This is a genomic window from Sphingobium sp. MK2 (assembly GCF_040170545.1).
In the GTDB taxonomy this organism is placed as follows: Bacteria; Pseudomonadota; Alphaproteobacteria; order Sphingomonadales; family Sphingomonadaceae; genus Sphingobium.
Genome location: NZ_JAZDXA010000013.1, coordinates 53,073 through 69,966, shown reverse-complemented (window position 1 = coordinate 69,966; position 16,894 = coordinate 53,073). Strand labels below are relative to the sequence as shown.

Annotated in this window: 21 protein-coding genes; 2 read left to right on the top strand and 19 right to left on the bottom strand. The window is 61.2% G+C overall.

The window, feature by feature from the left end; genetic code table 11:
* Positions 1-34: 34 nt before the first annotated feature.
* Positions 35-805 carry an EAL domain-containing protein gene (locus V2I08_RS08425; RefSeq protein WP_349634687.1) on the top strand — a complete coding sequence of 257 codons (771 nt, stop codon included), beginning with the start codon at positions 35-37 and terminating at the stop codon, positions 803-805.
* Here V2I08_RS08425 and V2I08_RS08420 read toward each other — a convergent pair.
* Genes V2I08_RS08420 through lepA form a run of 4 tightly spaced genes read right to left on the bottom strand, consistent with a single transcriptional unit; the run spans position 770 to position 7,189 of the window.
* Positions 770-1,303, bottom strand: coding sequence for a hypothetical protein (locus V2I08_RS08420; protein WP_349634686.1), 534 nt, complete (start codon positions 1,301-1,303; stop codon positions 770-772). The genes V2I08_RS08425 and V2I08_RS08420 overlap by 36 nt on opposite strands.
* Positions 1,300-1,602, bottom strand: coding sequence for an alkylphosphonate utilization protein (locus tag V2I08_RS08415; RefSeq protein WP_349634685.1), 303 nt, complete (start codon positions 1,600-1,602; stop codon positions 1,300-1,302). Before V2I08_RS08415 ends, V2I08_RS08420 begins: the two co-directional genes overlap by 4 nt.
* A 17-nt stretch (positions 1,603-1,619) precedes the next feature.
* On the bottom strand, positions 1,620-5,381 hold the full coding sequence (locus tag V2I08_RS08410) for an Eco57I restriction-modification methylase domain-containing protein (RefSeq protein WP_349634684.1): 3,762 nt from the start codon (positions 5,379-5,381) through the stop codon (positions 1,620-1,622).
* Complete coding sequence (lepA, locus tag V2I08_RS08405) at positions 5,381-7,189, bottom strand: translation elongation factor 4 (RefSeq protein ID WP_349634683.1); 1,809 nt, start codon at positions 7,187-7,189, stop codon at positions 5,381-5,383. Before lepA ends, V2I08_RS08410 begins: the two co-directional genes overlap by 1 nt.
* A 184-nt stretch (positions 7,190-7,373) precedes the next feature.
* Here lepA and V2I08_RS08400 point away from each other — a divergent pair, with 184 nt between their 5' ends.
* Entirely contained in the window at positions 7,374-8,144 is a 771-nt protein-coding gene (locus tag V2I08_RS08400; RefSeq protein ID WP_349634682.1) for a CsgG/HfaB family protein, read from the top strand.
* Positions 8,145-8,196: 52 nt separating this feature from the next.
* Here V2I08_RS08400 and V2I08_RS08395 read toward each other — a convergent pair whose 3' ends face one another.
* From V2I08_RS08395 to rpmC, 15 genes are all read right to left on the bottom strand, one after another.
* Positions 8,197-9,246: an acyltransferase gene (locus tag V2I08_RS08395; protein WP_349634681.1), complete on the bottom strand. Its 1,050-nt coding sequence runs from the start codon at positions 9,244-9,246 to the stop codon at positions 8,197-8,199.
* A gap of 223 nt (positions 9,247-9,469) precedes the next feature.
* Positions 9,470-10,126 carry an adenylate kinase gene (locus V2I08_RS08390; RefSeq protein ID WP_349634680.1) on the bottom strand — a complete coding sequence of 219 codons (657 nt, stop codon included), beginning with the start codon at positions 10,124-10,126 and terminating at the stop codon, positions 9,470-9,472.
* Between the two features lie 44 nt (positions 10,127-10,170).
* Complete coding sequence (gene secY, locus V2I08_RS08385) at positions 10,171-11,520, bottom strand: preprotein translocase subunit SecY (protein WP_349634679.1); 1,350 nt, start codon at positions 11,518-11,520, stop codon at positions 10,171-10,173.
* 194 nt (positions 11,521-11,714) lie between these two features.
* A complete protein-coding gene (gene rplO / locus V2I08_RS08380; RefSeq protein ID WP_043152163.1) occupies positions 11,715-12,248 on the bottom strand; it encodes a 50S ribosomal protein L15 in 534 nt (177 codons plus the stop codon).
* Between the two features lie 134 nt (positions 12,249-12,382).
* Positions 12,383-12,562, bottom strand: a complete 180-nt coding sequence (gene rpmD / locus V2I08_RS08375; protein WP_037472383.1) for a 50S ribosomal protein L30 — start codon at positions 12,560-12,562, stop codon at positions 12,383-12,385.
* A gap of 5 nt (positions 12,563-12,567) precedes the next feature.
* Positions 12,568-13,299 carry a 30S ribosomal protein S5 gene (gene rpsE, locus V2I08_RS08370; RefSeq protein WP_349634678.1) on the bottom strand — a complete coding sequence of 244 codons (732 nt, stop codon included), beginning with the start codon at positions 13,297-13,299 and terminating at the stop codon, positions 12,568-12,570.
* Positions 13,300-13,301: 2 nt separating this feature from the next.
* Complete coding sequence (gene rplR / locus V2I08_RS08365; RefSeq protein ID WP_349634677.1) at positions 13,302-13,655, bottom strand: 50S ribosomal protein L18; 354 nt, start codon at positions 13,653-13,655, stop codon at positions 13,302-13,304.
* 1 nt (position 13,656) lies between these two features.
* On the bottom strand, positions 13,657-14,190 hold the full coding sequence (gene rplF / locus V2I08_RS08360; protein ID WP_037472386.1) for a 50S ribosomal protein L6: 534 nt from the start codon (positions 14,188-14,190) through the stop codon (positions 13,657-13,659).
* Positions 14,190-14,585: a 30S ribosomal protein S8 gene (gene rpsH, locus V2I08_RS08355; RefSeq protein WP_037472387.1), complete on the bottom strand. Its 396-nt coding sequence runs from the start codon at positions 14,583-14,585 to the stop codon at positions 14,190-14,192. Before rpsH ends, rplF begins: the two co-directional genes overlap by 1 nt.
* Before the next feature lie 12 nt (positions 14,586-14,597).
* Positions 14,598-14,903, bottom strand: a complete 306-nt coding sequence (rpsN, locus tag V2I08_RS08350) for a 30S ribosomal protein S14 (RefSeq protein WP_037472388.1) — start codon at positions 14,901-14,903, stop codon at positions 14,598-14,600.
* Between the two features lie 52 nt (positions 14,904-14,955).
* The gene (gene rplE, locus V2I08_RS08345; RefSeq protein ID WP_037472389.1) at positions 14,956-15,528 is read right to left on the bottom strand and encodes a 50S ribosomal protein L5; all 573 of its coding nucleotides are present in this window, start codon (positions 15,526-15,528) and stop codon (positions 14,956-14,958) included.
* The gene (rplX, locus tag V2I08_RS08340; RefSeq protein ID WP_310226572.1) at positions 15,528-15,839 is read right to left on the bottom strand and encodes a 50S ribosomal protein L24; all 312 of its coding nucleotides are present in this window, start codon (positions 15,837-15,839) and stop codon (positions 15,528-15,530) included. The genes rplE and rplX overlap by 1 nt, the downstream gene beginning before the upstream one ends.
* Positions 15,839-16,207, bottom strand: a complete 369-nt coding sequence (gene rplN, locus V2I08_RS08335) for a 50S ribosomal protein L14 (RefSeq protein ID WP_007686569.1) — start codon at positions 16,205-16,207, stop codon at positions 15,839-15,841. Before rplN ends, rplX begins: the two co-directional genes overlap by 1 nt.
* Before the next feature lie 200 nt (positions 16,208-16,407).
* A complete protein-coding gene (rpsQ, locus tag V2I08_RS08330; protein ID WP_349634676.1) occupies positions 16,408-16,671 on the bottom strand; it encodes a 30S ribosomal protein S17 in 264 nt (87 codons plus the stop codon).
* 12 nt (positions 16,672-16,683) lie between these two features.
* A complete protein-coding gene (gene rpmC / locus V2I08_RS08325; protein ID WP_037472392.1) occupies positions 16,684-16,893 on the bottom strand; it encodes a 50S ribosomal protein L29 in 210 nt (69 codons plus the stop codon).
* Position 16,894 lies beyond the last annotated feature (1 nt).

Here is a 16,894-nt window from a genome sequence, read left to right as displayed (position 1 = left end):
TGTCTTACGCCTTGATGGTGTAGGAGGACGTTCGGTGCAGACAGGATGCCAGGGTTGCCGGTCGCAAGCCCATCAATTCGACATCGCCATGGCGTTTCAACCCATTGTCGATATCCAGACGGGACGGCCTTTCGCGTTCGAGGCGCTGGTGCGCGGCCCGAATGGCGAGGGCGCGGGCGAGGTTATGGCGCAGATCACGCCGGAGAATCGCTATGCCTTCGACCAGCAATGTCGCGTCGCGGCGATCGAGGGCGCTGTCGCGGCAGGCATTCTTGATACTGACGCGAAGCTGTCGATCAATTTCCTGCCCAATGCCGTCTATTCGCCCGTCGCCTGCATCCAGTTGACCCTGAAGACCGCGCAGAAGACCGGATTTCCTACCGAGCGCCTGATCTTCGAATTCACCGAAAATGAGGAGATGGTCGATTCCGACCATGTCGGGACCATCATCGATTCCTACCGAAAAATGGGATTCGGCACCGCAATCGACGATTTCGGGGCGGGCCATGCGGGCCTGGGGCTGCTGGCCAAATTCAAGACCGACTATATCAAGCTCGACATGGACCTGATCCGGGGTCTCGACACCAGCCTGCCGCGCCGGATGATCGTGGAGGGCGTGCTGCGCATCGCCCAATCGCTGGGCATCATCGTCATTGCCGAAGGGATCGAGACGGTCGGCGAATATGACGCCCTGTGCAAGATGGGGGTGCGCTATATTCAGGGCTATCTGCTGGCCCGGCCGGGTTTTAAGAGCCTGCCCGTCGCCACTTTACCGGGCGGTGATCGCCAAGCCGCCGTCGCCTGACCGGCGCGCCTGCACCGCCGCCAGCACATCGCCTGCCAACCGCGCATAGTCCGCGCAGGCCCGCTGCATCGCTACCTCGCTATCGACCGCGCGCAAGCGGCCGAAACATAGCCGGTTCTGCGCCGCGCGCAGGCCGCGCAGCACCATGCGCCCTTCGCCCTTCAGTCCCAGTTGCGGCCCGGCCCGGTGCCAGGCTTCGGCCGCGCTGGAGAGGCGACTGCCAGGCCGGACGCCGGGATCATCCCCTGCCCCCGCCCCCAGCCGGTCGATCCGCCGCGCTTCGGCGATCAGGTCGGTGAGGAACAAGTCGAGTTCGCGCAGGCCGTTGCCGATCATCTTGGCAGGCATGGCGCGGCGGCGGTCGCTGGCCGCATCGGGACAAAGCCCCAGCGACATGCCATTGGCAAGAAACGCCGCCGCCCGTTCGATCCGCGCCACTTGCCCTGCGATCGGCGCCATCTGCGCCAGCGACGCGGGACGGACAGGCGCGCCGCTCATCGCTTCTTTACGAACTCCGCGCGCAGCACCAGCCCTTTGATCCCGTCATGGCGGCAGTCAATTTCCTGCGCGTCGCCGGTCAGACGGATCGATTTGATCAGCGTGCCGCGCTTGAGCGTCTGCCCCGCGCCCTTGACCACCAGATCCTTGATCAGTGTCACCTGATCGCCATCGGCCAGCAAATTGCCCACCGCGTCGCGCACTTCGACCGCATCGGCGGCATCGCCTGCCTCGGTCAATTGCGACGCAGGCACCCACTCGCCCGACGCCTCGTCGAACACATAATCTTCGTCGCTCATGTCACTCTCTCCATAATTTAACGCCGCTCTATCAGCGCGCGTTCGGCGGGCGTGATGGCGAACAGGCGGCAGGTGATGGCATGCAGTTCCGCCTCCAACTCGCGCAACGTGACGGCCAATCGCGACAACGCGGCTTGTCGTTCGATGATCTGGTCCCGCACCGCTGGTGGTGCTTCATCGGCCACCGCCCGCAAAAGATCGACCAACCGCTTGGCATTGCCGCGTCCATTGGGTTCAAAGCCAAGCGCAATCGCCTGCCACTGCGCCAGCCAAAATGGTCCCTGCTGCGCGTCGGCATAGACGCGCGCCGCGATCGCACCGTCGATCGTCAACTGCACCTCGCCATCGTCCAGCCGCGCCTCGATAACCGAATCGATGCGGATCAGGTCGTCAATACGGGCAAGTGCGGCGTCAATCTGTTCGGGTTGCACCCGATTGGCATAGGCGGCCCGCGCCACCGGGCCGGGCAGATTGCGGACTTCGGCCTCAATCTGCTGCTTGGACTGGACATCGGGCAATAACCACTCATGGGGACGGCGGCGACGCGCCAGCGTGCTCAGCCGATCTTCCAGACCCCGGCGCAAGCGCAGCCTTTCGCTATAGCCCGCCTGCAAATCTTCGGCGATCGCGGCGACCGCCGCCTGATCAGCGGGGTTGGCCTGCGGGATGGGCAATGGCGCGATAAACTGTTTATTGGCGGACAAATAATCCCCCCGAAACGGCTTGGACAGCCAGCGGAATAGCATGTCGGTGGCAGGTGCACCCAATATGCCGCCCAGATAGGCCAGGTTGACACCAGGGGCCGGTAACACGCCTCCCACATCAACATTGTCACAATAGACTGCGCCTGGCGCATCCATAGCCAGGCGAAGGCCAGGAACCAGCCGAGGTACGATCAACTTCGGCAATTCCTGCTTGTCGAGATTCTGGCTGCGGCCGAACCGATACCATTGGTCATCGTCGAACGCGCGGCTTTCCCGTGCCCGCAATTCGGCTTCGCTGCGGCGCAGCCAGGCCCAAGCCTTTGGAAACTGCTCCGCCATTTCGTCGGGCGTCCACAGTCGGGCGCCGTCCCCGGTCAAAGCGTAAGGAAACAGTAGATATGTCCCGGTGGCGGGCGCGATGAAGCGTTTGGCTTCCGCCCCCGACACCAGCGGCTTCATGACGGCATCTTCGATCTCCACCTCGATCGCGGGCTGATCGACGCCGCCGCTGCGTCGGGCGGGGCGCAGATAGCGCCCGTTGGCGCGCTTTTCGAGATGATAGATATGGTCGGCGCTTGTCTGGATGCCGACAATGATGCCGCGCGTCACATCCGGATGATCCAGCCGACGGCATGTTTGGTTCAGCCGCGCCATCAACCCGCGAATGATATCAGGCGCCAGCAACCAGGGCGCACCGCCACCATCCAGTTCGGCATAGGGGATCATGGCATCGGGCACAGCCCAGTTTACCTTCGCCAGATCACCATCGCGGGCGAAGGCCACGGCCAGCGCATCATTGGGCGATGCCGTGAAAATCTGGATCGACGTGTAGATTGTTGCTTCTTCGAAAATCTGGTGCGACCGGAAATCGATCCATCGCGCCAGATGCCGCCCTGCAACCACCTGCCGCCGCAGCGCTTCGCCATATTCCAGCGTCGGCCACAGGTTGGGCGCAATATAGCCCATCCGCCCTTGCGGTCCCAGCAGCCCCAACCCCTTTTCAATGAAGGGCAGATAGAGGTCGAAATTGCCGGTCTGAGTCGATGTGTAGAAGGGCTGGTCAGCGGCATCCCGGCCATCGCGCAGAAAACGGGCGGTTTCGTCATAGACCCGCCGAAAATGCTGCAGCTTCACATAGGGAGGGTTACCAATGATGACATCAAAGCCGCCCTGCGCAAAAACTTCAGGAAAGGCATCCTCCCATTGGAAGGGGGCGACCCGTTCGATCGTCGCGGGCTGCAACGGTCCCCGGTCCAGCAGGCGCAGGTCCACCAGGCTATTGCCGCACCGGATGGTATGATCGAACCGGGACAATGGTTCGCGCGCGCGCGCCGAATGCAGCCAGAGCGACAATTGGGTGATTTCCACCGAGAGGGGATTAATGTCCACGCCATAGAGATTGGTCGCCAGGATATGGCGGGTCAGCGCGGCATCCTCCAGCCAGAAACCGCTACCCAACTCCCGCCGCTTGTCTTGCACCCGGCGAAATTCCGCAAACAGCCAGGCATAGGCCGAAATCAGAAAAGCGCCCGATCCGCACGCCGGATCGACGATGCGAATGGCCTGCACCCGATCCCAATAGGCATCGACCACGGCCAAAGTCGGCTCTGCATCATCGCGCCAGCCCGCGTCCTGTCGCCATTGCTCCAACAGCGGCCCGGCGGTCTCTTCGATAATCCGGTTCACGATCGGTTCGGGCGTATAATAAACGCCGTCCCGTTTGCGCTTCGTAATGACGCTTAGCGACAGTCGATCTTCGGCCTGCGCCTCCAATATCTCCAGATCGACCAGCGATTGTTCAAAGATATGTCCAAGCGTGTAGAGGCCAAGACTGTTCTGGCCGTCGCCATCCGAGGCAAAATTATAGGTCGCCGCCAGATAGAGCAGCGTATCCTTGTCCGCAGCCGTTGTCGCTTCATTGCGGCCCTGCCCTCGCGAACAGAATAAGTGATTAGGCAGATCGAGTCGATCGAGCAGCGGATCTGGCTCAAACAAGCCACCGTTAAAGCGATGAATGGCATCATCGCCAATCTGGCCACCCCGGTCCATCGCGCGAAAGATGCGCTGAATATCCTGCCAGATGCGGGTGTCTTCGGGGTCATAGAAACGGTCGAGGCTGCGCTCCTTCAACAGGTCGCGCAGCATGTGCGGTGGAAAAGCGACACGGCCACCCATGTCCTCAGTGAACATGACGAACACCAACCGGTCGAGCAGCTTTTGGGCGACGCGCAGCTTTTGCCGATTGGTGACATCATCCAGTGGCTGCAACTGAACCGCATTGTATAGCCTATGGCGATAGTCGCTATATTCTTTGTAAAATGCGTGCTCCAGCCGCTTCTGGGTTACCCCTTGCCGCTCGATCAACCGTTCCAGCCGGGTGCGGCCATAATCGCTGAGCAGCATGTCCGGGCGCAATAAACGCCAGAACAGGAAACGGGAAAACTGGTCTTCCTCCCGATCGCCCAGCAGGGACGGACCGCCATCGAACAAGCCACCCTGGTCAGGCGCCGTTATACGAAATGACAGGTAGCTTTGTGGTGCGCGGTCATACCAGTAAAGGCGAAACTGGTTCATGTCCGTCACAAGCGCAAAGCGCGGCAGCACGGCGGCATTTTCAAACAGGCCACGACGGGCGAAAATCAGATAATCCAGCGCTTGTCGTGCGGGAGAACGGCTATTGCCCTTGCGCGCTTGTGGCTTGTCGAGATCACGACCTACGCCTTTGAACTCGCACAAGACCTGCGCGACAGTCGTGCCGCCTTCGCCGAAATGGCCCAGCGCCAGATCAGCACTGCCACCCTGTCCGCCTGCCCCGGCACCGGGCACGGCAAATTGCTGTTGCATCGTCCAATGATCGCCATGGCCATCGGGACGGTAACCCCAGGTATCTTCGAAAAACCGGCCGATAAAAGCCGCTTCTATTTCGGCCTCACCGCGTATCCTGCGGCCGTTCCATCCACGCAGTCGATCGAGCAGCGTTTCGTCATCGCCGCGCGCCTTGTAGATGTCATATTCGGCGGCGAATTCGCTTCTAAGGAATGTATTTTCGAGCAGCGGCTTGAACGGCTCGACCACTACCCCTCATCCCCCATGCGCAGCGCGGCGATGAAGGCTTCCTGCGGAATCTGGACCGAGCCATATTCGCGCATCCGCTTTTTGCCTTCCTTCTGCTTGTCGAGCAGCTTCTTCTTGCGGCTGATGTCGCCGCCATAGCATTTGGCGGTGACGTCCTTGCGCATCGCCGCGATGGTTTCGCGCGCGATCACCTTGCCGCCAATCGCCGCCTGGATCGGGATTTTGAACAAATGGCGGGGGATCAGATCCTTGAGCCGCTCGCACATGCCGCGCCCGCGCGATTCGGCGGTGCCGCGATGGACGATCATGGACAGCGCATCGACCGGCTCTGAATTGACCATGATACTCATCTTGACGAGGTCGCCCTCGCGATAGCCGATCTGATGATAGTCGAAGCTGGCATAGCCCCGGCTGATGGATTTCAGGCGATCGTAAAAGTCGAACACCACTTCGTTGAGCGGCAGTTCATAGGTCACCTGCGCGCGGCCGCCGACATAGGTGAGGTTCTTCTGGATGCCGCGCCGATCCTGGCACAGCTTCAGGATGGAGCCGAGATATTCGTCGGGGCAATAAATGATCGCCTCGATCCACGGCTCCTCGATCTCGTCGATCTTGGTGGGGTCGGGCATGTCGGCCGGATTGTGCAGTTCGATCTCGCCCGCGCCATAGGTGAGCTGGATCTTGTAGACCACCGACGGCGCGGTGGTGATGAGGTCGAGATCATATTCGCGCGTCAGCCGCTCCTGGATGATCTCCAGATGGAGCAGCCCCAGGAACCCGCAGCGGAAGCCGAAGCCGAGCGCCGCGCTGCTTTCCATTTCGAAGGAGAAGCTGGCGTCATTGAGGCGCAGCTTGCTGATCGAGTCGCGCAGTTTGTCGAAGTCGTTGGCGTCCACAGGGAACAGGCCGCAGAACACCACCGGCTGGACTTCCTTGAAGCCTGGCAGCGGCTTGGTCGCGCCATTTTTGACCGTGGTGATGGTGTCGCCGACGCGAGTCTGCGCGATTTCCTTGATCTGCGCGGTGATGAAGCCGATCTCGCCCGCGGCCAGTTCGGGCAGTTGCTCGATCTTGGGGCGCATGCAGCCGACGCGGTCGATCAGATGTTCGGTGCCGCCGATCATGAACTTGATCGCCTGGCCCTTCTTGATGACACCATTGACCACGCGGACGAGGATGACGACGCCGAGATAGGGGTCGTACCAGCTATCGACCAGCATCGCTTCGAGCGGGGCGTTGCGGTCGCCCTTGGGCGGGGGGATTTTCTTGACGATGGCTTCGAGGATTTCGTCGATGCCGATGCCGGACTTGGCGCTGGCCAGTACCGCTTCGGAGGCATCCAGGCCGATGACGTCCTCGATTTCCTTGCGCACCTTTTCGGGTTCTGCAGCGGGCAGGTCGATCTTGTTGAGCACCGGCACGATCTCATGATCATGCTCGATCGACTGATAGACGTTGGCCAGCGTCTGCGCTTCCACGCCCTGCGCAGCGTCCACGACCAGCAGCGCGCCTTCGCATGCGGCAAGCGAGCGGCTGACTTCATAGGCGAAGTCGACATGCCCCGGCGTGTCCATCAGGTTCAGCTCATAGGTCTGGCCATCCTTGGCAACATAATCCAGGCGCACCGTCTGCGCCTTGATCGTGATGCCGCGCTCCTTTTCGATATCCATATTATCAAGGACTTGCGCGCTCATCTCGCGGTCGGTCAGGCCGCCGGTGCGTTGGATGAGACGGTCGGCCAGGGTCGACTTGCCATGGTCGATATGGGCGATGATGGAAAAGTTACGGATATGCGAAAGCTCGGTCATGCGCCGCGCCGTAGCAGCAGTTGGCGTCCCTGTCAGCAGGATCACGCACGTCCGCGAACACGATGACAAGCCGTGTCATTTTCCCGACCTTGCTTGGAAGCATAACCGGCTTGTGATAAGGTTCGCGCAAAATAACGGGCGCGCTCAATTTCGGTGGAACAGGCAACAAATGGGGGCCTCAACAATGCGACTATTGAAGACGCTGACCGCGATGGCGGTCTGCTTGGTATTGGCGACACCGCAAGCCATGGCTGCGGACAAGGGATCATCCGGCCGTCAGGCACAGACCAAGAAGCAGATGGAAATTCCCCGCTGCACCAAGCGGTTGGGTACGGCGGCGATCGTCGAACCGGACAATCAGTGGTGGCGGGAATTGAGCCTGGGCAGCCCCGAAGCGATCATCAAATTGTTCGTGCAGCAATCGGGATGCTTTGGCCTGGTCAATCGGGGCCGGTCGATGGCCAGCCGCAACCTCGAACGCGCCATGGCGGATTCGGGCGAGTTGCAAGCCGGGTCGAACCTGGGCCGGGGCCAGGTGAAGGCGGCGGATTATTTCATCCAGCCCGATATTGTGACCACCAACAAGAATAGTGGCGGTAACGCGCTGGGCGGTATGCTGGGTGGCATGCTCGGTGGACGTGTCGGCGGCGCCTTACTGGGCGGCATCTCGATCAAGAAGAGCGAGGCCAATGTCATGCTCTCCGTCGTCAACGCGCGCACGACCGAGGAAGAAGTGATGGCCGAAGGCTATTTCCGCAAATCAGACCTCAGCTTCGGCGGTGGCGGCGGCCTTGGCTGGATGGGTGGCCTCGCTGCCGTCGGCGGTGGCGGCTATCAGAATACCGAGATCGGCCAGGTGATCGTCCTCGCCTATCTGGACGCCTATACCAAGATGGTGACGCAGATGGGCGGTCTGCCCGAAAATGCTGCGGCAGCCGCGCCGGTCGCGCAGTAAGCCGGGCCGGTTAGCAGAAAAGGCGGCGCTGGATGATCCAGCGCCGCCTTTTTCATGCCGGTTGCACAGCGGCTAGCTGGATCTCACGCCGCCGCTTCCACCAGGCCAATATCGCTTCCCCGGCGGGTCGCTCCACCACGCGGTTGATCAGCGTGCCCAGCACCAAAGCGACAGCGAAGGCGGCAAAGAAGCCGATCCAGGGGCTATAGCCAGCCTTGGCCAGTTCGAGCATGACGACGAAACCGACATGCTGGTGGATGAGGTAGAAGGAATAGCTGATCCCGCCGAGCCAGATGAGCGGCCGGATTCGCAATATATGCAGCCGCCCCGCGATCAGCGCCGCAAAGGCGGCGAGCAGGATGCAGGCGACGATGGTCACGTCCCATGTCTCCATCGTCGCGACCGACGCCAGCGCCAGCGCGGCATAGGGGGCTTGCTGCCGCCAACTGCGCCGCCCCGCCCAGACGCGGTAGGACAGCATACCGATGATGAAGAAGGGCAGATAGCGCAGCACCAGCAGCATGATGATCCGCTCCGGCATGTCGGGCCACAAGGCATAGAGCCAGCGGACGCCCAGCCATAACAGGAGCAGCGGCTCCAGATGCTTCAATCCCGCACATTTCCACAGGCCGATCATGCAGGCGTAGAAGGCGATCTCCACCGTCAACGTCCAGTAAGCGCCATCCACTTCGGGCAGGAAGGCAAAGCCCTGCAACATGGTGAAATTGGCGAGGATCGCGCCCGGTCCGATCAGGAGTTGCGTCGTATGGGCAAGATATTCGATAGACAACGTCACCAGCATCGCTACCAGATAGGCCGGATAAAGACGCGCGAACCGATTGACCACGAAGTCGGCGACCGACCTGATCCGATCGAGCGTGAAGAATATGGCAAAGCCGGAAATGGTGAAGAACAGCAGCACCCGATAATTGCCGCCGGGGAAACTGAACGGCACATGCGCCGCCTGGGGGAAGAGTTCGTGGAAGCGCGTGGAATAATGGAAGATCAGCACGCACAGCGCGCCTATGCCACGCAGCGCATCCAGTTCCGTTAACCGTGCGCGTTTGGGGGATGATCCAGCCACGCCCCGCTGTAGCAACATAGGAGACATAAATCTGGCAAGATCGTGGTTAATTGGTCCGCGATAAGCCGATTTTTATTGCTGGTATTTTGCTACGTCATGCTGCGCGACAGGAAATATGCTTAACGCCTAACGCTGGGCACCCCATCACTCCATCGTCATCGACACCATGAAGCCAAAAGGGGCAGGCATGGCCACCGCCATACCCGCCCCTATCGGTCCTTCTTTTCCGTAGCGCGCTATATCAGGCGGCGTTGCCGTCCAGGATCGCCGCAATCGCGCTGGTCACGTCGTCCATGTCGGCCATGCCATCCACCCGCGACACGATCGCGCGCGCTTCATAGATGGGCAGGATGGGTGCGGTCTTGGCGCGATATTCGGCCATGCGGGTGCGCACCGTTTCCTCATTGTCGTCGGGGCGGCGCTTGAACTCGTGGCTCTGGCACTTGTCGCATTCGCCCTCGACCTTGGGCAGCTTGAAGACATCATGATAGCCCGCGCCGCAATTGGCGCAGGTAAAGCGGCCAGTGATCCGTTCGACCAGCGCGTCTTCATCGACGTCGAGTTCGATCACATGATCGAGCGAACGAGCGCGCCCTTCGAGCAAGGCGTCCAGTGAATGGGCCTGTGCCTCGGTACGCGGATAGCCGTCAAAGATTACGCCCGTATCAGCGGCAAGCGCATCGAGCGCCTCACCGATAATGCCGGACACCACATCGTCAGGCACCAACGCCCCGGCCTCCATCAAAGCCTTGGCCTGCAGGCCGACGGGCGTGCCCGCCTTTACGGCAGCGCGCAGCATGTCACCCGTGGACAATTGCACCATGCCGCGGTCCTCGACCAGGCGACTGGCCTGCGTCCCCTTGCCGGCCCCCGGAGGGCCAAGCAGAATGATGTTCATCGCGCGCATTCTCCCCTGTTGTGCGCCCAGTGTCCGGGCCGCGTTTAGCGCAGGCGGCCCTTGAGCTTCGCCTTCTTGATCAGATCGCCATATTGATGAGCGAGCAGATGGCTCTGAATCTGGGTCACGGTGTCGACCGTAACATTGACCACGATCAACAAGCTAGTCCCACCAAGGTAGAAGGGAATCCCGGCTCGCGCGATGGCAAATTCCGGCACCAGGCAGATGAAGGCCAGATAAGCCGCACCGATCACCGTGATGCGCGTCAGCACATAGTCCAGATAATTTTCGGTATTCTTGCCAGGCCGGATGCCGGGAATGAAGCCGCCATTGCGCTTCAAATTGTCCGCCGTCTCTTCCGGGTTGAACACCACAGCGGTGTAGAAGAAGCAGAAGAAGACGATGCCCAGGCCATAAAGCCCCATATAGACCGGGCTGCCATGCGACAGATATTGGTTGAGCGTCAGCACGAAATCGCCCCACCGGCTTTCGCCAGCGACCGTCTGGCCCGCAAACTGCGAGATGGTCAGCGGCATCAGCAGCAGCGACGAGGCGAAGATCGGCGGAATGACGCCTGCGGTGTTGACCTTGAGCGGCAAATGGCTGCGGTCCGCCTGCATCAGTCCCTGACGGGTCTGGCGCTTGGGATATTGGATCAGCACCCGGCGCTGCGCCCGCTCCATGAAGCAGATCAGCAGGATGAGGCCGACCGCCATGACCATGACGAGGAAAATGAGCAGGCCGGAGATCGTCCCTTCGCTGCCGGACTTGAACAGGTTGCTCAACGTCACCGGCAACTGGGCGACGATGCCCGCCATGATGATGAGCGATACGCCGTTGCCGATGCCGCGCGAGGTGATCTGTTCGCCGAGCCACATCAGGAACATCGTGCCGCCGATCAGAGACACGACCGCCGACACGCGGAACACCATGCCGGGATCGACCACGGCCGCGCCCTGCGTCTCATAGCCGACCGCTGCGAAATAACCCTGAACCGCGGCCAGGAACACCGTGCCGTAGCGGGTATATTGGTTGAGCCGCTTGCGTCCGCTCTCGCCTTCCTTCTTGATCGCCGCCAGTTTCGGCGAGAGCGAGGAGGCCAACTGCACCACGATCGACGCGGTGATGTAGGGCATGATGCCCAGCGCAATCAGGCTTGCACGCTCCAGCGCACCGCCCGAAAAGGTGTTGAAGATGTCGAGGACGCCGCCGCGCGTATTCTGCACCGCGCCAGCCAAAGCCGTCGGATCGATGCCGGGCATCGGCACGAAGCTGAGGAATCGGAACACGATCAATGCGCCGAGCGTAAACCACAAGCGCTTCTTGAGGTCGGTGGCCTTGCTGAATTTCGCGAGGCTCAGATTGGATGCGAGCTGGTCGGCTCTCGATGCCATGGTGGCTGCCCTTCAAATCACTCTTGCCGAGGCATCAAGCCCCGGTGCGGAATCGCTCATCCCTTAGCGGGACGGGTTCAACGTGTCGAACGGGGAGTTGCCATACCAAGTGGCAAAGACAGTCCCCCGATACGCATGACCCCGCCAACCCATATCGGGCAGCGGGGCCGTGCTTGCAAGTCTGAGACTGCGGCTTACGCCTTCCGGGCAGCCTTGGCAGCGGCGAGCGCCGTGCCCTTCTTAGCCTTCGCCTTGTCGGCGGCTGCGACGACTTCGATCACTTCGACCTTGCCACCGGCCTTTTCGACGGCTTCCAGGGCACCCTTCGACGCGCCGGAGACGAGGAAGCTGACCTTGGCGGTCAGTTCGCCCTTGGCGAGCAGACGGACGCCATCCTTGCCACCACGGGCAAGCGCAGCGGCCTTGAGCGCGGCATGGTCGATAGTCGCGTTGGCGTCCAGCTTGCCAGCGTCGATCGCCTTCTGCACCGCACCCAGGTTCACGATCGCGAAATCGCTGGCGAAGATGTTGTTGAAGCCGCGCTTAGGCAGACGCATATGGAGTGGCATCTGGCCACCTTCGAAGCCGTTGATGGCAACGCCCGAACGCGCCTTGGCGCCCTTCTGGCCGCGGCCAGCGGTCTTGCCCTTGCCCGAACCGATGCCGCGTCCAACGCGCATACGGCCCTTGCGGGCACCATCATTGTCACGGATGTCATTGAGTTTCATATCGTGCACTCGCTTTCGCTTTGTTCGCGCTGTCCCCAGTGGGAACCTGAAGAGGCCGGGCCGATAGCCCGACCGTCAAAAAAACGAAAGAGGGGTTTCCCCCTCTCCCGCATCATTTCATCGGATCGAAGGGCTTAGCCCTCGACCACTTGCACCATATGGGGCAGCTTCTTGATGGCACCGCGGACTTCCGCCGTGTCTTCCAGTTCTACCACGCGATGCATCTTGCCAAGGCCCAGACCGATCAGAATCTTCTTCTGGTCGGCGGGGCGACGGATCGGCGAACCGATCTGCTTGATCTTGATTGTTGCCATGTCGCTTACTCCACAATCGCTTCGGCGTCAGCCTGCGCGACCTCGACCGAGGCTCCACCGCGATGCAGAAGGTCAGCAACCTTCTTGCCGCGACGCTGCGCCACCGACTTGGGGCTCGTCTGTTCGCCCAGCGCCGCGAAGGTCGCCCGGATCATGTTATAAGGGTTCGACGTGCCGTTCGACTTGGTCACGACGTCTGCGACGCCGAGGCTTTCGAACACGGCGCGCATCGGACCACCGGCGATGATACCCGTACCGGCCGGGGCCGAACGCAGCGTCACCTTGCCCGCACCGAAATGGCCGAGGCCATCATGATGCAGCGTGCGGCCTTCCTTCAGCGGAACGCGAACCATTGCCTTCTTGGCAGCGGCGGTCGCCTTGCTGATGGCTTCAGGCACTTCGCGCGCCTTGCCATGGCCGAAACCGGCCCGGCCCTTGCCGTCGCCGACAACGACCAGCGCCGCAAAGCCGAAGCGCTTGCCGCCCTTGACGGTCTTGCTGACGCGGTTGATGTGGACCAGCTTCTCGATCAGTTCTTCGCCCTGATCCTCGTCACGGTTACCGCCGCGACGATCGTCACGACGACCACGGCCACCGCCACGATCGCTACGGTTGCGGTCGCCGCCGCCACGGTTGCCACGGCCACGGCCACGGCCGGGACCGCGGTTTTCGGCTGGTGCTGCCGCCTCGGCACCCTCGACGGGTGCGACGACTTCGTTGGTGTTTTCGTCAGCCATGATCAGAACTCCAGCCCGCCCTCACGGGCGGCATCGGCCAGCGCCTTGACGCGGCCATGGAACAGGAAGCCACCACGGTCGAACACGACGCGGGTGACACCGGCGGCGGTCGCTGCAGCAGCGACGCGCTTGCCGACATCGGCTGCGGCTTGCGAGGTAGCGCCGGTCTTGCCGCGCACGTCCTTGTCCAGGGTCGATGCCGCAGCGACGGTCGTGCCGACAGCGTCATCGATGATCTGGGCGTAGATGTGACGACCCGAACGGTGGATGCTCAGGCGCGGGCGCGTGCCCGAAACAGCCTTGAGCGCGGTGCGAACACGGCGACGACGCCGCTCGAAAAGGGAAAGCTTTGCCATCTTACTTCTTCTTCCCTTCCTTGCGGAAGATGAACTCGCCGGCATATTTGATGCCCTTGCCCTTATAAGGCTCAGGCTTGCGCCAGCGACGGATTTCGGCGGCAACCTGGCCGACCTGCTGCTTGTCCATGCCGCTGATCTCGACCGTGGTGTTATCCGGGGTCTTGATCTCGATCCCGTCGGGGATCGCAAAATCGACGTCATGGCTGTAGCCAAGCTGCAGCTTCAGGTTCTTGCCCTGCGAGTTCGCGCGGTAGCCAACGCCGGTGATGAGCAGCTTCTTAGTGAAGCCTTCCGTCACGCCGGTGACCAGGTTCTGGATCAGCGTGCGCTGCATGCCCCAGAATGCCCGTGCGGCCTTGGTCTTGTTGGCTGGCTGAACGAGAATGCCTTCGCCTTCCAGCGTGTAGCTGATCTCGTCGCGCAGCGGCATGGCCAGGGTGCCCTTAGGCCCCTTGACCGAGAGCTGCCCGCCCTCGATGGTCGCCGTCACCCCATTGGGGATCGCGACCGGCTTTTTACCGATGCGGCTCATTAGAACACCTCCGCCAGCACTTCGCCGCCGACATTCTGATCGCGCGCTTCCGCGTCGGACAGAACACCCTTGGGCGTCGAGACGATCGTGATACCAAGACCGTTGCGGATCACCGGCAGTTCTTTCGAACCCGAATAGACGCGGCGGCCAGGCTTGGACACGCGGGCGACATGCTTGATAGCAGGCTGCCCTTCGAAATATTTGAGCTCAATGCGCAGGCCAGGGTGCTTGCCGAGATCTTCCTCGGAATAGCCGCGAATATAGCCTTCGCGCTGGAGCACGTCGAGGACGCGGGCGCGCAGCTTGGACGCTGGGGACATAACGCTGTCCTTCTTCGCCTGCTGCCCGTTGCGGATGCGGGTGAGCATATCACCCAGGGGATCGGTCAATGCCATGAGATGATATCCTTACCAGCTCGACTTGGTGACGCCGGGGATCAGGCCCTTATTGGCCAGATCGCGCAGCTGAATACGGCAGAGCCGGAATTTGCGGTAATAAGCGCGTGGGCGCCCCGTCAGTTCGCAGCGGTTACGCACGCGGGTCGGGTTGCCGTTGCGGGGAATTTCCGCCATCTTCAGACGAGCGATCAGACGATCGCTGTCATCGGCCGCGTTGTCATTCGCGATCGCCTTGAGCTTTGCATAACGGCCGGCATATTTCTTGACCAGCTTCTTGCGACGCTCATTCTTGTTGATCGAACTCAGTTTCGCCATGACTTAAGTTCTCTTCCTTAGCTTTAGCGTTGGGAGAGAAGCGGGACCTTGTTCAGGCCGCCTGCTTCTCTTCGAGCGGGAAGGGGAAGCCGAAGAGGCGCAGCAGTTCGCGCGCTTCATCGTCCGTCTTCGCCGTGGTGGTCACGATGATGTCCATGCCGCGCACCTTGTCGACACGGTCATAGCTGATCTCTGGGAAGATGATCTGCTCCTTGATACCGAAGGCATAATTGCCACGGCCATCGAAGCTCTTCGGATTGAGACCACGAAAATCGCGGACGCGGGGCAGAGCCACGTTGATCATGCGGTCCAGAAATTCATACATGCGCTCGCGGCGCAGCGTGACCTTGGCACCGATAGGCATGCCTTCACGCAGCTTGAACTGCGCGATCGACTTCTTCGCCTTGGTGATAACCGGCTTCTGGCCCGCGATCAGTTCCATTTCCTCGGCGGCCTGCGTGACCTTCTTCTTGTCCTGGGTCGCTTCGCCCACACCCATGTTGAGCGTGATCTTGTCGATCTTGGGGACTTCCATGACGTTCTTGTAACCGAATTTCTCGGTCATCGCCTTGGCGATCTCGGCGTCATACAGCGCTTTGGAGCGCGGGATGTACTTATCGGCCATTACAGCACCTCACCGGACTTGACGGCGACACGGACCTTCTTGCCGTCGCGATCCTCGAAACGAACGCGGGTCGGCTTGCCATCCTTGTCGGCGACCGCCACGTTCGAAATGTGGAGCGGCGCGGGCTTGCGCTCGATGCCACCCTGCGGGTTCGACTGGTCGGGCTTGCGATGCTTCGCATGCACGTTGATGCCTTCGACAAGAACCTTGTCGGCCTTGGGCATCACAGCCAGGACAGCGCCGGTACGGCCCTTGTCCTTGCCAGCCAGGACGACAATCTTGTCGCCCTTCTTGATCTTGGCAGCGCTCATTACAGCACCTCAGGAGCGAGCGAGATGATCTTCATGTGCTTCTTGGCGCGCAGTTCGCGAACGACCGGGCCAAAGATACGGGTGCCGATCGGCTCCTCGTTCTTGTTGATAAGCACAGCGGCGTTGCCGTCGAAGCGAATCACGCTGCCATCAGCGCGACGCACGTCCTTGGCGGTACGCACGATGACGGCACGATGCACGTCACCCTTCTTCACCTTGCCGCGAGGCGCTGCTTCCTTGATCGAGACGACGATGATGTCGCCTACGCTCGCGAAACGACGCTTCGAGCCGCCCAGCACCTTGATGCACTGGACGCGCTTGGCGCCGCTGTTGTCAGCGACGTCAAGATTGGATTGCATCTGGATCATGGATCCGGTTCCTTCTTATTTGGCCTACCGGGACGCTCCAGAAAGGTCTGGCCCAGCGGTTCCGAATTTCGTGCCAAGACTCTGTCGGGTCTTACGCGAAGCGCGGGCCTGTAACCTCTTCTGAACGAAAAGGCCAGCCCCGCGTCGCAATCAGACCCAAAGAATTAGTGAGCCTACCCTAAAAGTCCGGGTTTCCGCCTTTAGGCGGCAACCTCCGGCGACTTGTGGGTGTCCACGCGCTCGATGACCTTCCAGGTCTTGAGCTTGGAAATCGGGGCGGTTTCCTCAATGCGGACCGTCTCGCCTTCCTTGTAGACATTGGCCTCGTCATGGGCGTGATATTTTTTCGAACGGCGGATGATCTTGCCGTAGAGCGCATGCTTAACCTTGCGCTCTACACGAACCACCACCGTCTTGTCGGTCTTGTCGGAAACCACCGTTCCCGTCAGCACGCGCTTGGGCATCGTGTGTTTCCTTTACTTCGCGGTCGCAGCCGAGCTGTTACGCTCGGTCTGCAAAGTTTTGATCTGCGCGATCGACCGGCGGACTTCCTTGACGCGGCTGGGCTTTTCCAGCTGGTTGGTGGCCGCCTGGAAACGCAGATTGAACTGCTCGCGCTTCAGGTTGTTGAGTTCGGTCGACAGTTCGTCGTCCGTCTTGGTCTTAAGGTCAGCAACGTTCGCCATG

Coding starts and splice junctions, on each gene's coding strand:
- V2I08_RS08420 (WP_349634686.1), bottom strand. CDS start 1,303: ATGAGCGGCGCGCCTGTCCGTCCCGCGTCGCTGGCGCAGATGGCGCCG.
- V2I08_RS08415 (WP_349634685.1), bottom strand. CDS start 1,602: ATGAGCGACGAAGATTATGTGTTCGACGAGGCGTCGGGCGAGTGGGTG.
- lepA (WP_349634683.1), bottom strand. CDS start 7,189: ATGACCGAGCTTTCGCATATCCGTAACTTTTCCATCATCGCCCATATC.
- V2I08_RS08400 (WP_349634682.1), top strand. CDS start 7,374: ATGCGACTATTGAAGACGCTGACCGCGATGGCGGTCTGCTTGGTATTG.
- V2I08_RS08395 (WP_349634681.1), bottom strand. CDS start 9,246: ATGTTGCTACAGCGGGGCGTGGCTGGATCATCCCCCAAACGCGCACGG.
- V2I08_RS08390 (WP_349634680.1), bottom strand. CDS start 10,126: ATGAACATCATTCTGCTTGGCCCTCCGGGGGCCGGCAAGGGGACGCAG.
- secY (WP_349634679.1), bottom strand. CDS start 11,520: ATGGCATCGAGAGCCGACCAGCTCGCATCCAATCTGAGCCTCGCGAAA.
- rplO (WP_043152163.1), bottom strand. CDS start 12,248: ATGAAACTCAATGACATCCGTGACAATGATGGTGCCCGCAAGGGCCGT.
- rpmD (WP_037472383.1), bottom strand. CDS start 12,562: ATGGCAACAATCAAGATCAAGCAGATCGGTTCGCCGATCCGTCGCCCC.
- rpsE (WP_349634678.1), bottom strand. CDS start 13,299: ATGGCTGACGAAAACACCAACGAAGTCGTCGCACCCGTCGAGGGTGCC.
- rplR (WP_349634677.1), bottom strand. CDS start 13,655: ATGGCAAAGCTTTCCCTTTTCGAGCGGCGTCGTCGCCGTGTTCGCACC.
- rplF (WP_037472386.1), bottom strand. CDS start 14,190: ATGAGCCGCATCGGTAAAAAGCCGGTCGCGATCCCCAATGGGGTGACG.
- rpsH (WP_037472387.1), bottom strand. CDS start 14,585: ATGGCATTGACCGATCCCCTGGGTGATATGCTCACCCGCATCCGCAAC.
- rpsN (WP_037472388.1), bottom strand. CDS start 14,903: ATGGCGAAACTGAGTTCGATCAACAAGAATGAGCGTCGCAAGAAGCTG.
- rplE (WP_037472389.1), bottom strand. CDS start 15,528: ATGGCCGATAAGTACATCCCGCGCTCCAAAGCGCTGTATGACGCCGAG.
- rplX (WP_310226572.1), bottom strand. CDS start 15,839: ATGAGCGCTGCCAAGATCAAGAAGGGCGACAAGATTGTCGTCCTGGCT.
- rplN (WP_007686569.1), bottom strand. CDS start 16,207: ATGATCCAGATGCAATCCAATCTTGACGTCGCTGACAACAGCGGCGCC.
- rpsQ (WP_349634676.1), bottom strand. CDS start 16,671: ATGCCCAAGCGCGTGCTGACGGGAACGGTGGTTTCCGACAAGACCGAC.
- rpmC (WP_037472392.1), bottom strand. CDS start 16,893: ATGGCGAACGTTGCTGACCTTAAGACCAAGACGGACGACGAACTGTCG.